Below are 14,904 nucleotides of genomic sequence, written 5' to 3'. Positions count from 1 at the left end.
GTCTGACACTCCGCGTTCGCCAGCAAGCCGGCTCCTACAATAAATCGGGGTGTACTGAACGATTGTATTCGGCACCGGAAATGCGTAGAGCGTTAGCATCAGCCCGCGTTGCTTTCATACGCGATAGTTCAGACGATACAAATCGCGACTTGGGTACAGGCCAAACGCGGGTGGCGCTCCGCGGGCCGAGCGGCATGGATGGCGGATCGCGGCGGGCCCACGGAGCGTCGCCAGAGTGAGGGAACCCGACGAAGTCGGGCCCAACCAGGAGCAAACGATTTTGGTTATTTTTGTCGTTTTTCAAAAGTAACTCGACGAAGTCGAAACGCTTCTGCCGTTACGCAGAACAACAAGGCAGCACCATCCATAACGGATATGCCCCCAATTTCCACCTCACCCCCAAAAACCCTAGCCCAAAAAAATGGGCAACCGAAGTCGCCCAAAATGCCTTGCGTGCTCTTTTATTGGAGACTCAATCCTTACCGCGCTTGTGCGAATCTCTCCAGATGAACAATGCCAGCCCTGCGAAAGCACTCAGAATCAGCATGACCGTCATGACACCAGCTATCACCGCATGATCGAGACCCATCAGCGCCCCTCCTGCTATGACCCTGTTCAATGGGTGCAGATTAACCAGAGAGGGACTGGGGAGTGTTGACCCAAGTCAATTCCGCACGCTAAGAACACGCAGCGGATTGACCAAGTCGGGGAATAGCAGAAGGGAGATCTAGCGCTTCTTTGGCTTGTTCTTGTTTTTCTTTTTGGTCTTGCCCAACGGCATCGCCTGCTCGAAGGCCTGACGCACCTCGTTGAGCCGCTTGTCATTGAGATCATGAACACGCTTGGCGCGCTCGACGCTCAGGTCTACCAGTTTTTCGTCGTTGCTCATGGCGTGCTGCTCTCGAATGCCCAATGGCGACAATAATGCGCAATCACACGGGCGCTGACCAGCACCTCAGACCTTCAAATCCACCCACAACCCCTGACGCGGCTCGTCATCGATGATCGGCACCACCGGAACGGTGTTGTCGGCATTGAGGTAATCACCGGCTATTGCGGGGCCGGTGTGCGCATGCTGTTGCGAGGTTTGCCGAGCATCTGCCTCATTCCCCTCATTCAGATCGGGGTGGCGATCGGCGGCGCGGCGATCACGACGGCGTCTTTGCTGTCGCCGCTGTTCTTCGCGCAGCAGCAACTGGGCCTGTTCGGGGTCGCGCGCGCCCATATTGATCGTGGTCTCGCTGGAGCTCGGCTGCACGGGCTTGACCGGTGGAATGTCGGGAGTGGGTTTGACCGGGTCCTGCTGCGCAGTGATGGGGGCTGCACTCAAAGGGATCAGCGGTGGCAGCATGATAATGGTCTCCTGTTAACAGGCTGTCGGCTGCCGTTTCGTCGACTTGAGCCGTGTGAAGAGGAAGTTTCGACTATGTTTTTCGCAACTAGTGCCAGCGCCAGGCCAAAGGCCTCGTAAATCCGGCCGTTTTTACAACAGAGCGTTCACAAGAGCTTTGGCCTGGCGGCTTGTTCCGTTACCATAGTCGGCTTTTTCAAGGCGGGAGTCAGGCAGCATGGCGCAGCAGTATCAACCGGGGCAACGCTGGATTAGCGACAGCGAAGCCGAGCTGGGTTTAGGCACCGTTCTGGCACAGGACGGCCGCTTGTTGACCGTGCTCTATCCGGCCACTGGCGATACCCGCCAGTATGCATTGCGCAATGCCCCGCTCACGCGTGTGCGCTTCTCGCCGGGTGACACGATCACTCATTTCGAGAACTGGAAGATGACCGTTCGCGAAGTCGAGGACGTCGATGGCCTGCTGGTCTATCACGGCCTCAACGCGCAGAACCAACAGGTCACCCTGCCGGAAACCCAGCTCTCGAACTTCATTCAGTTCCGTCTGGCAAGCGACCGCCTGTTCGCTGGGCAGATCGATCCGCTGGCCTGGTTCTCTCTTCGTTATCACACGCTCGAGCACACAAGCCGTCAGTTGCAATCCTCGCTTTGGGGCCTGGGCGGGGTTCGTGCCCAACCTATCGCTCACCAGTTGCACATTGCGCGCGAAGTCGCCGACCGCATCGCCCCGCGCGTATTGCTGGCCGACGAAGTGGGTCTGGGCAAGACCATCGAAGCCGGTCTGGTGATCCATCGCCAGCTGTTGTCAGGTCGCGCCAGCCGCGTGCTGATCCTGGTCCCGGAAAACCTGCAGCACCAGTGGCTGGTTGAAATGCGCCGCCGTTTCAACCTGCAGGTCGCGCTGTTCGACGCCGAGCGTTTCATCGAAAGCGATGCCAGCAACCCGTTCGAAGACACCCAACTGGCGCTGGTTTCGCTGGAGTGGCTGGTTGATGACGAAAAGGCCCAGGACGCACTGTTCGCGGCGGGCTGGGACCTGCTGGTGGTCGACGAAGCTCACCATCTGGTCTGGCACGAAGACAAGGCCAGCTCCGAATATTCGCTGGTCGAACAACTGGCCGAAGTGATCCCAGGCGTGCTGTTGCTCACGGCGACCCCGGAACAATTGGGTCAGGACAGCCATTTCGCTCGTCTGCGGCTGCTCGACCCGAACCGCTTCCACGACTTGCATGCCTTCCGCGCCGAAAGCGAGAACTATCGCCCGGTGGCCGAAGCTGTCCAGGAGCTGCTCGATCAAGGCCGTCTGTCGCCGCAGGCACACAAGACCATTCAAGGCTTCCTCGGGGCCGAAGGTGAAGCCCTGCTGGGCGCCGTGGCCGATGGCGACACCGAAGCCAGCGCGCGCCTGATCCGTGAACTGCTCGATCGTCATGGCACCGGCCGCGTTCTGTTCCGCAACACCCGCGCCGCCGTGCAAGGCTTCCCGGAGCGTAAGCTGCATCCGTATCCGCTGCCTTGCCCTGCCGAATATCTGGAATTGCCGATCGGCGATCACGCTGATCTGTATCCGGAAGTCAGCTTCCAGGCACAGGGCGATACCAGCGAAGAAGAACGCTGGTGGCGCTTCGACCCGCGCGTCGACTGGCTGATCGATACGCTTAAGATGCTCAAGCGCGTCAAAGTGCTGGTGATCTGCGCCCACGCCGAAACCGCGATGGACCTTGAAGACGCCCTGCGCGTGCGTTCCGGGATTCCGGCGACCGTGTTCCATGAAGGCATGAACATTCTGGAGCGCGACCGCGCGGCGGCGTACTTCGCCGACGAAGAGTTCGGCGCGCAGGTGCTGATCTGCTCGGAAATCGGCAGTGAGGGTCGCAACTTCCAGTTCTCCCATCATCTGGTGCTGTTTGACCTGCCTGCGCACCCAGACCTGCTGGAACAGCGTATCGGTCGTCTGGACCGTATCGGCCAGAAGCACATCATCGAATTGCACGTGCCGTATCTGGAAACCAGCCCGCAAGAGCGCCTGTTCCAGTGGTATCACGAAGCGCTCAATGCCTTCCTCAATACCTGCCCGACCGGCAACGCCCTGCAGCATCAATTTGGCCCGCGCCTCTTGCCGCTGCTTGAGGGTGGCGACGATGACGACTGGAATGCACTGGTCAACGAAGCGCGTGCCGAGCGTGAGCGTCTGGAAACCGAACTGCACACCGGTCGCGACCGTCTGCTGGAACTCAACTCTGGCGGCGCTGGGGAAGGGGACGCGCTGGTGGAGGCGATCCTTGAGCAGGACGACCAGTTCACCCTGCCGATCTACATGGAAACCCTGTTCGACGCGTTCGGTATCGACAGCGAAGACCATTCGGAAAACGCCCTGATCCTCAAGCCGAGCGAGAAGATGCTCGACGCCAGCTTCCCGCTGGGCGACGACGAAGGCGTGACCATCACGTACGACCGCAACCAGGCACTGTCGCGCGAGGACATGCAGTTCATCACCTGGGAACACCCGATGGTGCAAGGCGGCATGGATCTGGTGCTGTCCGGCTCCATGGGCAACACCGCCGTGGCGCTGATCAAGAACAAAGCGTTGAAACCGGGCACCGTGCTGCTTGAACTGCTGTATGTCAGCGAGGTGGTCGCTCCGCGTTCGCTGCAACTGGGTCGCTATCTGCCACCCGCCGCCCTGCGCTGCCTGCTGGATGGCAACGGCAATGATCTGTCGGGCCGCGTGTCGTTCACCACCCTGAACGATCAGCTGGAGAGCGTGCCACGCGCCAGTGCCAACAAGTTCATTCAGGCCCAGCGCGATGTATTGAATCCGCAGATCAACGCTGCGGAAAGCAAGATCGCGCCGAAACATGCCGAGCGTGTAGCCGAAGCGCAACGTCGTCTGGCAGCAGACACCGACGAAGAACTGGCACGTCTGACTGCGCTGCAAGCGGTGAACCCGACCGTACGCGACAGCGAGCTCACTGCGCTGCGCGAACTTCGCGAGCAAGGGCTGGCGATGCTGGACAAAGCAGCGTTGCGTCTGGAGGCGATTCGGGTGCTTGTCGCAGGCTGAGACCGCCTCGCAGGAACGCTGCGGCGAACCTGACCCCTATAGAGCAGCGCGGCTTGCCGGCCGGCGAATTCGAAATCGCCACCGTCGGCAGGCCGGGCTGCTAATGGTCATTCCTATGCCCGGTGTCTGCGATGACTCATATCGCGATCAGTGAACATGCCCTCCCGGCGCTCAGGGAAGCTGGTGCTCCACCGACCAGACTCATGTGATCTTTCGCTACCGGCCAGCCAATCGCGGTTACCGACCTACCCACTTTGCCATCATTGCGCGCACCAAAATTGATCACAGAGACGCGTTATGCCCTTTCCTGGATCAATACCCACGGCGCCACAACGACCGCCCACAACGATGGATCCCTCTCCAGCAGGTCCAGAGCCTTTGATTCAGAGACCTTGCTGACCTCCGCGCTCTGCAGCCACTGAGCCACCTTCGCCTCAGCGTTTTCAGCAAAAGCCTCTGCCACGGCGATTAAATCCTGCGAAGGCTCGACCCACAACAGGGCACCCTTGGCAAAGAATGGTTGCAATTCTTTCCACGTGATCGACGCTGTCTCGCCAAGCAGCTTGGCATAGAGGGTGCTAGGTTCTTGCTTCATGGGTTTCACCGTTTGAGAAAATCGGCGCAATGATAACGCCGCGTTTCTAACGCTCAAACCCGGATTCAAGTGATTGATTGCAGAGAACTTCGCTCAGGCCGATAGATTGAATAGCCCGATTGGGGATTCGATCGGCTTGATTGTGTATCTTTCTTTCGATAAAGCGACATGAATGGGTTTTGCCCCCTGCAGCCAGCTTTTCAAGCGCTCGACCGGCGCTCTAAACTGTTCCGGTACAGTTGCTGGGGGTATGGCCTGGATAAATCAATCCGGTCCTGCAGCTTCTGGCCGTCAGGATTATAAAAACTACAAACGCAAGAGTGGAGCATCATGACTAAGGGTATTAACCAGATTTCCAAGCTGTTTGCCGCACTGGTTCTGGCGGGGGTTGCCAGCCATTCGTTCGCAGCTGACACCATCAAGATCGGCATCGCCGGCCCTAAAACCGGTGCTGTTGCCCAGTACGGCGACATGCAGTTCAGCGGTGCCAAAATGGCCATCGAGCAAATCAACGCCAAAGGCGGCGTGGATGGCAAGAAACTCGAAGCCGTCGAATACGACGACGCTTGTGACCCTAAACAAGCGGTCGCAATCGCCAACAAAGTGGTCAACGACGGCGTGAAATTCGTGGTCGGCCACCTGTGCTCCAGCTCCACTCAGCCTGCGTCCGACATCTACGAAGACGAAGGCATCATCATGGTGACCCCGGCTGCGACCAGCCCGGAAATCACTGCCCGTGGCTACAAGCTGGTTTTCCGCACCATCGGTCTGGACAGTGCCCAGGGCCCGGCCGCTGGCGAATACATCGCCAAGCAGGTCAAGCCTAAGATCGTTGCGGTCATCCACGACAAGCAGCAGTACGGTGAAGGCATCGCCACTGCCGTCAAGCAGACCCTGGAAAAAGATGGCGTGAAAGTCGCCCTGTTCGAAGGCATCAACGCCGGCGACAAGGACTTCTCCTCGCTGATCGCCAAGCTCAAGCAAGCCAACGTCGACTTCGTCTACTACGGCGGCTACCACCCTGAACTGGGCCTGATCCTGCGCCAGGCACAGGAAAAAGGCCTTAAAGCCGGTTTCATGGGCCCGGAAGGCGTGGGTAACGCGTCCATCTCGCAGATCGCCCAGGACGCTTCCGAAGGCCTGCTGGTGACCCTGCCGAAATCCTTTGATCAGGATCCAGCGAACAAGGAACTGGTTGCCGCGTTCCAGGCGAAGAAAGAAGACCCGAGCGGTCCTTTCGTGTTCCCGGCCTACGCTGCCGTTGAAGTGATCGCTGACGCCATCACCACTGCCAAGTCCGAAGACACCGCCAAAGTGGCAGCCGCCATCCATGCCGGTACTTTCAAGACCCCTACCGGCGATCTGTCTTTCGACGCCAAGGGTGACCTGAAAGACTTCAAATTCGTCGTTTACACCTGGCACAAAGATGGCAGCAAGACTGAAGCCCCTGTGAAGTAATCACGGCCTTCATGCTTACCCGGAGCCCACTGCAACCGCAGTGGGCTTTGTTTTAGCTGGGCTGATGGATTTCACAAGAATCCCGATCCCTGAACATCTTGAAACCGCACCAGTGAATCGCTGGGCTCGTGCCGAACGCGGACGTAGATCACGACGCGCGAGCGGGAAAAGACTTCACCAGTGAAACACCGAGAAGGTTTTTAGGAGCGCGGCAATGCCCGAGATAGACATCTATCATTTTTTCCAACAGCTGGTTAATGGCATGACCATTGGCAGCACTTATGCCCTGATCGCCATCGGCTATACGATGGTCTACGGCATCATCGGCATGATCAACTTCGCTCATGGCGAGGTGTACATGATCGGTTCGTACGTGGCGTTCATCGCCCTGGCCGGGCTGACCATGCTGGGTCTGGACAACCTGCCCCTGCTGATTACCGCAGCGTTCATCGCCAGTATCGTGGTGACCAGCGCCTACGGTTATGCCATCGAACGGGTCGCCTACCGTCCGTTGCGCGGCAGCAACCGTCTGATCCCTCTGATTTCCGCGATCGGTATGTCGATATTCCTGCAAAACACCGTGCTGTTGTCGCAGGACTCCAAGGACAAATCGATCCCCAATCTGATCCCCGGCAACTTCGTGTTCGGTCCCGGCAGCACCCATGAAGTGGTGATCTCGTATATGCAGATCCTGATCTTCATCGTGACTGTGGTCGCGATGCTCGGTCTGACCTGGTTCATCTCCCGCTCCCGCCTGGGTCGCGCCTGCCGCGCCTGCGCCGAAGACATCAAGATGGCCAACCTGCTGGGCATCAACACCAACAACATTATCGCCCTGACATTCGTCATCGGTGCCGCGCTGGCGGCGGTCGCCGCGGTACTGCTGAGCATGCAGTATGGCGTGATCAACCCCAACGCCGGTTTCCTGGTCGGCATCAAGGCCTTCACCGCAGCGGTTCTGGGCGGTATCGGCAGTATCCCGGGCGCGATGCTCGGCGGTCTGGTGCTGGGTGTGGCTGAAGCGTTCGGCGCCGATATCTTCGGCGATCAGTACAAGGATGTGGTGGCGTTCGGTCTTCTCGTATTGGTGTTGTTGTTCCGGCCAACCGGCCTGCTCGGCCGTCCGGAGGTTGAAAAAGTATGACCAGGAATCTCAAATCGGCCCTCTTCAGCGCAGTGCTGGTACTGGCCGTCGCTTACCCGATCCTCGGACTGAAACTGGATATCGTCGGCGTCAATCTGGCAGTTGTCGGTGCCAGCACCACCACCGTACTGGTGATTCTCGCCGCTGCCTTGCTGATGTTCCTGCGCGTGCTGTTCAACGAGCAGATCAGCGTCATGTGGCGTTCGCGCCCACAGAAACGACTGGTGTCGGACAAGACCAGCAACTTCCTGACCCTGCCATCGACCCAGCGTTGGTTCCTTGGTGCGCTGGTCATCGCGGCGCTGGTATGGCCATTCTTCGGTTCCCGCGGCGCGGTGGACATCGCGACCCTGATCCTGATCTACGTAATGCTGGGCCTGGGCCTGAACATCGTGGTCGGCCTGGCGGGTCTGCTGGACCTGGGTTACGTCGGCTTCTACGCCGTTGGTGCCTACACCTACGCCCTGCTGCAGCACTACTTCGGTTTCGGCTTCTGGATCTGCCTGCCACTGGCGGGCCTCGCATCGGCCACCTTCGGTTTCCTGCTGGGCTTCCCGGTCTTGCGTCTGCGAGGTGACTATCTGGCCATCGTGACGCTGGGCTTCGGCGAAATCATTCGTCTGTTCCTGCGTAACCTGACCGACATCACCGGCGGTCCGAACGGCATCAGCAATATCGAAAAACCGACGCTGTTCGGCCTGAGCTTCGAACGCAGGGCCGCAGAGGGAATGCAGACCTTCCACGAGTATTTCGGTCTGGAATATAACTCCATCAACAAGGTGATCTTTCTTTACTTGATCGCCCTGCTGATGGCACTGGCCGCGCTGTTCGTGATCAACCGCCTGCTGCGCATGCCGATCGGCCGCGCGTGGGAAGCCCTGCGTGAAGACGAAATCGCCTGCCGCGCACTGGGTCTGAACCCGACGATCATCAAGCTCTCGGCGTTCACCCTGGGCGCTGCGTTCGCCGGTTTCGCCGGTAGTTTCTTCGCCGCGCGCCAAGGTTTGATTACCCCGGAATCGTTCACCTTCCTCGAATCGGCGATCATCCTCGCCATCGTGGTACTCGGCGGCATGGGTTCTCAGCTGGGCGTGATTCTCGCAGCCATCGTAATGATCCTGCTGCCGGAACTGCTTCGTGAATTCAGCGAATACCGCATGCTGGGCTTCGGCGCCTTGATGGTGCTGATGATGATCTGGCGTCCTCAGGGCTTCCTGCCAATGCAGCGTCCCGTCATGAAACTCAAGGGGGAGCGCTGATGAGCCGTCCACTTCTGCAAGCCTCGGGCTTGAGCATGCGCTTTGGCGGCCTGTTGGCGGTCAATGGCGTGGGTCTGACCGTCAACGAGAAGCAGGTCGTGTCGATGATCGGCCCCAACGGAGCCGGCAAGACCACCGTCTTCAACTGCCTGACCGGTTTCTACAAGCCCACGGCGGGCACCATCCTGCTCGACGGCGAGCCGATCCAGGGTCTGGCTGGTCACGAGATCGCGCGCAAGGGCGTGGTGCGGACCTTCCAGAACGTGCGTCTGTTCAAGGAAATGACCGCGGTCGAGAATCTGTTGGTGGCGCAGCATCGTCACCTCAATACCAACTTCCTGTCCGGCCTGTTCAAGACCCCGTCGTACCGCAAAAGCGAGCGCGAGGCCATGGAATACGCCGAGCACTGGCTCGAAGCGGTCGACCTGAAAGCCTTCGCCAACCGCCCTGCCGGCACCCTGGCCTATGGTCAGCAACGCCGTCTGGAAATCGCCCGTTGCATGATGACGCGCCCGCGCATCCTCATGCTCGACGAGCCTGCAGCTGGTTTGAACCCTAGAGAAACCGAAGACCTGAAGGCGCTGATCGGCGTGCTGCGCAACGAACACAACGCCACGGTGTTGCTGATCGAGCACGACATGAAGCTGGTCATGAGCATTTCCGACCACATCGTGGTGATCAACCAGGGCACGCCTCTGGCTGACGGCACGCCCGAGCAGATCCGCGACAATCCTGAAGTGATCAAAGCCTACCTGGGGGAAGCGTAAATGCTGCAGTTCGACAACGTTTCCACTTTCTACGGCAAGATTCAGGCGCTGCACGGCGTCAGCATCGATGTGCAACAGGGCGAAATCGTTACGCTGATCGGCGCCAACGGTGCGGGCAAATCCACCCTGCTGATGACCCTGTGCGGTTCGCCGCGCGCCCACAGCGGCAGCATTCGCTACATGGGCGAGGAACTGGTGGGCCTGGAGTCTTCGGTAATCATGCGCAAGAGCATCGCGGTGGTGCCGGAAGGCCGTCGCGTGTTTGCCCGCCTGACCGTGGAAGAGAACCTGGCCATGGGCGGCTTCTTCACCGATAAGGGCGATTATCAGGAGCAGATGGACAAGGTTCTGCAACTGTTCCCGCGCTTGAAGGAACGCTTCAACCAGCGCGGCGGCACGATGTCCGGCGGTGAACAGCAAATGCTCGCCATCGGCCGCGCGCTGATGAGCAAGCCCAAGCTGCTGCTGCTCGACGAACCTTCCCTGGGCCTGGCACCGATCATCATTCAGCAGATTTTCGAGATCGTCGAACAGCTGCGTCGTGACGGCGTAACGGTGTTCCTGGTCGAGCAGAACGCCAACCAGGCCCTGAAAATCGCCGACCGCGCCTACGTTCTGGAGAACGGCCGAGTGGTGATGCAAGGTTCGGGTGAAGAACTGCTCGTCGATCCGAAAGTGCGGGATGCGTATCTGGGGGGTTGATCAGTCCATCAACTCGCGGCGGCTGGCTTGCTGGCTGCTGCGGGATCTCCACGGTTTAACTCCGTAGGAGCCGGCTTGCTGGCGAACGCGGTGTATCAGCTGAAAAATCTGTATCTGACACACCGCGTTCGCCAGCAAGCCGGGGCTCCTACAGGCTGCGTGACCACAAATCCCGACTTTCACCAAGCTTTGTGAAAGACGCCGGACGTCTCGACGGCCGCAAAAGCGGTGAGTCTGCCACGCATCCTCTATCTGACACACCAAGCCCCCCTCATCACTCGCGTCAAAGCTTGTCCAACGCCGCCGTACTGCGCTCGAACCACTCGGTCAGGTAATCGGCCATCACCTGAATCCGTCTCGGCAGATGCCCTTCGAACGGATGCACCAGAAACAGCGACGAAACCGGCGTCTGGTAATCACGCAGCAACCACTGCAGTCGCCCATCATTGAGTTCGTTGTGCACCATGTACGAAGGCAACCGCGCGATCCCGGCCCCCACCAGGGCAGCCTTCTTCAACAGGCCATAGTGATTGCTGGCAAAGGTGCCTCGCACATTGACCCGGCTCAACTCATGATTCTGGTGATAGACCCAGGTTTCGCGCCCAGCATAGTGACTGTTCAACAGGCAACGATGCACCCGCAGGGCTTCTGGCGTCTGCGGCTTGCCGTGCTGGGCAAGGTATTCGGGACTGGCGCAGGTCAGCTCCTGCAACGACAGCAGCGGTTTGGCTACCAGCCGCTCATCGACGCCGACGCTGGAACGAATGCCCAGATCGAAGCCATCACGGCGCATGTCGCGAAACTGGTTGTTCAGATCCAGCTCCACCTGCACATCGGGATATTGTTTAGCGAACTCGGTCAGCAGCCCTTCAAAAAACGTCTCGCCCAACGACACCGGCACCGTCAGCCGCACCGTCCCCATCAGGCTTTCGCTGAGATAGGCCATCGCATCGCGGACCCGATCGCGCTGCGCCAACAGGGCCCGGGCCTCGGGTAGCAGAATCGCCCCCGCCGAGGTCAGGGTCAGGCTGCGGGTGGTGCGGTGCAAGAGCGTGACGCCAAAGCTCTTTTCCAGCTTGCTGATGCGCTTGGACAGCTGGCTGGTGCTGGTGTCCAGCCATTGCGCCGCCAGGGTGAAGCTGTTGGCTTCAACCAGCATGGCAAACGCTGCCAGATCATCCATTTCGCTCATGATTGTTTCCTTATCGACAAACCGGGATTGCCATTTGGCGCATTTATCCGTGGGAAAACGCGGCTCACACTGGGCGCCTGATCTCATTAACCCGAAGGACTGCATCGTGAAGATTCTATTGATTGGCGCCAGCGGCACCATCGGCTCGGCGATCGAGAAGGAATTGGCGCCCCGCCATGACATCGTTCGCATCGGCCGCAACAGCGGGGATGAGCACGTCGATATTAGTGACAGCGCCTCGATCCGCAAACTGTTCGAACGGACAGGTCCTTTCGATGCGCTGATTTGCGCCGCCGGTAATGTCACGTTCGCGCCGCTGGCCGAGATGACCGAAGACGCTTTCGCGCTGGGCCTGCGTGACAAGCTGATGGGCCAGGTCAACCTGCTGTTGATCGGTCGCGAATTCGCCAACGATGGCGCCTCGTTCACCTTTACCACCGGCATCACCAGCCACGACCCGATCCGCACCGGAGCATCAGCCAGTCTGGTCAACGGGGCAATCGATGCATTCGTCTGTGCAGCGGCCATCGAGATGCCACGGGGCATGCGCGTCAACTCGGTAAGCCCCAATGTGCTGGTCGAGGCCATGGGCAGCTACGCGCCATACTTCCGCGGTTTCAAGCCGGTTTCCGGCGCCGATGTCGCGCTGGCCTACGCCAAAAGTGTCGAGGGCCTGCAGACCGGGCAGACCTATCACGTCGGTTAATCGCCACTTGTGATGAGCGAGCAGCCTGAGTAACGTGGCGGCACTTGTCTGGAGACCGCCACATGTTCGCTGCTCGTTCTGTCCTTATGTTCGCCCTGTTGCCTGTTTTCGCCGGCTGCCAGTTGCTGCCCTCGCAAACCGCCGAGAGCAAGGTACCTACCGCGGGCATGATCCGCATGCAGGGCATCCTCAGCGGCGACGGCGGCAAGCTGTTCTTCCAGCCCTGCAACGAGCAGCGCCGCTATGCCGTGGCCGACAAGGGCAACACCGGCGTGCTGCAGGAAGCAGCATCGGTAGTGGACAACAGCGGCAAGGCCTTTGCCGACGTACGTGGCAATTTCGTCGCGAGCAAGGCGCAGGGCAGCGATGGCCAGGCCGATGTGTTTCAGCTGTATCGCGTTGAGCGTCCAGGCGGCGCCTGCGAAGACCCCAACTTCAAGCGTCTGACCATTCACGCCAGCGGCAACGGCCCGAAATGGAACCTCAATGCCAGCGGCAAGGGCCTGGTGCTGGAGCGTGAAGGCCAGGAGCCGTTCGCGGTGCCATACATGGAGGAGCAAATGCCCGAAGGTCGCTTCAATCTGATCACCGATGCCAACGATCAGCATGTGGAGCTGTATGTCGCGCCGCAGCGTTGTGTCGACCCGGCTAACGGCTCGGTGCAGCATCTGACCGCCGAACTGCGGGTCAACGGTCAGGTTCAGCGAGGCTGTGCGTATTTCGGGGCAATGCGTAACGATTGAAAGCCTGAACGATGCCGATGAGCACCTTGTAGGAGCCGGCCCGCTGGCGAACGGATGTGGCAGATAAGAATTGCTCAGCTGATACCCCGCATTCGTCAACACGCCATCCCCTACAGTTGGTCCGTGTTGCGTTTCAGCCATTGGCCACCGCTTGCCCCTCGATGTGGCTTATAATCGCCGGTTCTTGTAGCGCTGCCGGGCCGATCCTGCGGCCCGAAACCGGACCTTTCAATGTTACGAATCAACGAACTCAAACTGCCGCTGGACCACGCGGACGAAGAGCTGCGCCCCGCGCTCGTGCAACGCTTGGGCATCGACAGTGCCGAGCTCCTGGACTTCACTCTGTTCAAGCGCAGCTACGACGCGCGCAAGAAATCCAGCGAACTGCAATTCATCTACACCATCGACTTTCAGGTGCGCGACGAAGCCGCCCTGCTCAAGCGCCTTAGCCACGATAAACACCTCACGCCGGCGCCGGATGTCAGCTACAAAGTAGTCGGCCATGCGCCTGACGATCTGACCGAACGCCCGCTGGTGGTAGGTTTCGGCCCATGCGGCATCTTCGCCGGTCTGCTGCTGGCCCAGATGGGCTTCAAGCCGATCATCCTCGAACGCGGCAAGGAAGTGCGCCAGCGCACCAAGGACACCTGGGGTCTGTGGCGCAAGAGTGTGCTCAACCCCGAATCCAACGTGCAATTCGGCGAAGGTGGCGCAGGCACTTTCTCCGACGGCAAGCTATACAGCCAGATCAAGGACCCGAAGTTTCACGGTCGCAAAGTCCTGCATGAATTCGTCAAGGCCGGTGCGCCGGAAGAAATCCTTTACGTCAGCAAGCCGCACATCGGTACGTTCCGCCTGACCGGCGTGGTCGAAAACATGCGTCAACAGATCAAAGCGCTGGGCGGCGAAGTGCGCTTTGAGCAGCGCGTCACCGATGTATTGATTGAGGACGGTCAGCTGCAGGGCGTCGTCCTAGACAGCGGCGAGCGGATCGACTCCAGGCACGTGATCCTGGCCCTGGGCCATAGCGCCCGAGATACCTTCCGCATGCTTCATGGACGTGGCGTGTACATGGAAGCCAAGCCGTTCTCGGTGGGGTTCCGCATCGAGCATCCTCAAGGGCTGATCGACCGCGCGCGATTGGGCAAATACGCAGGTCATCCGAAACTCGGTGCCGCCGACTACAAACTGGTGCACCACGCCAAAAATGGTCGCTCGGTGTACAGCTTCTGCATGTGCCCTGGCGGCACAGTGGTTGCGGCCACCTCCGAGCCGAACCGTGTGGTGACCAATGGCATGAGTCAGTATTCGCGTAACGAGCGCAACGCCAATTCGGGGATCGTGGTCGGCATTACCCCGGATGAAGACTATCCAGGCAGCCCGCTCGCCGGTATCGAATTGCAGGAACGACTGGAATCCCACGCCTACATCATGGGCGGCGAAAACTATGAGGCGCCTGCTCAGTTGGTGGGCGATTTCATCGCAGGCAAAGCCTCGACACAATTGGGTGAAGTAGAACCTTCCTACAAGCCTGGGGTGAAACTCACCGACCTCGCCGATGCCCTGCCCGCGTTCGCCATTGAAGCGATCCGGGAGGCATTGCCAGCGTTCGACAAGCAGATCAGAGGCTTCTCGCAGCACGATGCGGTGCTCACCGGCATCGAGACCCGCACCTCCTCACCGCTGCGCATCACCCGGGGCGCCGACATGCAAAGCCTGAACGTCAAAGGCCTGTTCCCGGCAGGCGAAGGCGCAGGGTACGCGGGCGGGATCATGTCCGCGGGTGTCGACGGGATTCGGATCGCCGAGGCGTTGGCAAAGAGCATGTTAGGGATCGTTGAGTAATGCTCAACGTATAGAGCCGGCTTGCTGGCGAACATGGTGTGTCAGCTGAACAATTCTTCTCTGAACACCACCTTCGCC

Annotated in this window: 14 protein-coding genes; 9 read left to right on the top strand and 5 right to left on the bottom strand. The window is 59.7% G+C overall.

Features of this window, described 5'->3' with window-relative positions:
- Positions 1–472: 472 nt before the first annotated feature.
- The 3 genes from ccoM to ACRER8_RS04530 all read right to left on the bottom strand — a co-directional run bounded on the left by ccoM (position 473) and on the right by ACRER8_RS04530 (position 1,351).
- Complete coding sequence (gene ccoM, locus ACRER8_RS04540; RefSeq protein WP_431745161.1) at positions 473–589, bottom strand: cytochrome c oxidase subunit CcoM; 117 nt, start codon at positions 587–589, stop codon at positions 473–475.
- Positions 590–727: 138 nt separating this feature from the next.
- Entirely contained in the window at positions 728–889 is a 162-nt protein-coding gene (locus ACRER8_RS04535) for a hypothetical protein (RefSeq protein ID WP_431745160.1), read from the bottom strand.
- Positions 890–955: 66 nt separating this feature from the next.
- Positions 956–1,351 carry an aspartate-semialdehyde dehydrogenase gene (locus ACRER8_RS04530; RefSeq protein ID WP_431745159.1) on the bottom strand — a complete coding sequence of 132 codons (396 nt, stop codon included), beginning with the start codon at positions 1,349–1,351 and terminating at the stop codon, positions 956–958.
- Positions 1,352–1,568: 217 nt separating this feature from the next.
- On the opposite strand from ACRER8_RS04530, the gene rapA reads away from it, so the two are divergent.
- Positions 1,569–4,415 (top strand): RNA polymerase-associated protein RapA, encoded by a 2,847-nt coding sequence (gene rapA, locus ACRER8_RS04525; protein WP_431745158.1) that lies wholly within the window; start codon positions 1,569–1,571, stop codon positions 4,413–4,415.
- Positions 4,416–4,710: 295 nt separating this feature from the next.
- Here rapA and ACRER8_RS04520 read toward each other — a convergent pair whose 3' ends face one another.
- Entirely contained in the window at positions 4,711–5,010 is a 300-nt protein-coding gene (locus ACRER8_RS04520; protein WP_431745157.1) for a DUF2288 domain-containing protein, read from the bottom strand.
- Positions 5,011–5,340: 330 nt separating this feature from the next.
- Between ACRER8_RS04520 and ACRER8_RS04515 the strand changes: the two genes are divergently transcribed.
- The 5 genes from ACRER8_RS04515 to ACRER8_RS04495 all read left to right on the top strand — a co-directional run bounded on the left by ACRER8_RS04515 (position 5,341) and on the right by ACRER8_RS04495 (position 10,340).
- Positions 5,341–6,468 (top strand): branched-chain amino acid ABC transporter substrate-binding protein, encoded by a 1,128-nt coding sequence (locus ACRER8_RS04515; RefSeq protein WP_110950031.1) that lies wholly within the window; start codon positions 5,341–5,343, stop codon positions 6,466–6,468.
- 214 nt (positions 6,469–6,682) lie between these two features.
- Entirely contained in the window at positions 6,683–7,612 is a 930-nt protein-coding gene (gene livH, locus ACRER8_RS04510) for a high-affinity branched-chain amino acid ABC transporter permease LivH (protein ID WP_431745156.1), read from the top strand.
- A complete protein-coding gene (locus ACRER8_RS04505) occupies positions 7,609–8,871 on the top strand; it encodes a high-affinity branched-chain amino acid ABC transporter permease LivM (protein ID WP_431745155.1) in 1,263 nt (420 codons plus the stop codon). The genes livH and ACRER8_RS04505 overlap by 4 nt, the downstream gene beginning before the upstream one ends.
- On the top strand, positions 8,871–9,638 hold the full coding sequence (livG, locus tag ACRER8_RS04500) for a high-affinity branched-chain amino acid ABC transporter ATP-binding protein LivG (protein ID WP_431745154.1): 768 nt from the start codon (positions 8,871–8,873) through the stop codon (positions 9,636–9,638). The genes ACRER8_RS04505 and livG overlap by 1 nt, the downstream gene beginning before the upstream one ends.
- Positions 9,639–10,340 carry an ABC transporter ATP-binding protein gene (locus ACRER8_RS04495; protein WP_431745153.1) on the top strand — a complete coding sequence of 234 codons (702 nt, stop codon included), beginning with the start codon at positions 9,639–9,641 and terminating at the stop codon, positions 10,338–10,340.
- Positions 10,341–10,623: 283 nt separating this feature from the next.
- On the opposite strand, the gene ACRER8_RS04490 is transcribed toward ACRER8_RS04495, so the two are convergent.
- Positions 10,624–11,532 (bottom strand): LysR family transcriptional regulator, encoded by a 909-nt coding sequence (locus ACRER8_RS04490; RefSeq protein ID WP_431745152.1) that lies wholly within the window; start codon positions 11,530–11,532, stop codon positions 10,624–10,626.
- 106 nt (positions 11,533–11,638) lie between these two features.
- Here ACRER8_RS04490 and ACRER8_RS04485 point away from each other — a divergent pair, with 106 nt between their 5' ends.
- From ACRER8_RS04485 to ACRER8_RS04475, 3 genes are all read left to right on the top strand, one after another.
- Entirely contained in the window at positions 11,639–12,238 is a 600-nt protein-coding gene (locus ACRER8_RS04485) for a short chain dehydrogenase (protein WP_431745151.1), read from the top strand.
- A 62-nt stretch (positions 12,239–12,300) separates the two neighbouring features.
- Positions 12,301–12,981, top strand: a complete 681-nt coding sequence (locus tag ACRER8_RS04480; protein WP_431745150.1) for a COG3650 family protein — start codon at positions 12,301–12,303, stop codon at positions 12,979–12,981.
- Positions 12,982–13,212: 231 nt separating this feature from the next.
- Positions 13,213–14,826, top strand: coding sequence for an NAD(P)/FAD-dependent oxidoreductase (locus ACRER8_RS04475; RefSeq protein WP_431745149.1), 1,614 nt, complete (start codon positions 13,213–13,215; stop codon positions 14,824–14,826).
- Positions 14,827–14,904 lie beyond the last annotated feature (78 nt).

This window comes from Pseudomonas sp. (genome assembly GCF_050739935.1).
In the GTDB taxonomy this organism is placed as follows: Bacteria; Pseudomonadota; Gammaproteobacteria; order Pseudomonadales; family Pseudomonadaceae; genus Aquipseudomonas.
The sequence above is the reverse complement of the archived record's forward strand: the minus strand, read 5'-3'. Positions and strand labels throughout refer to the sequence as shown.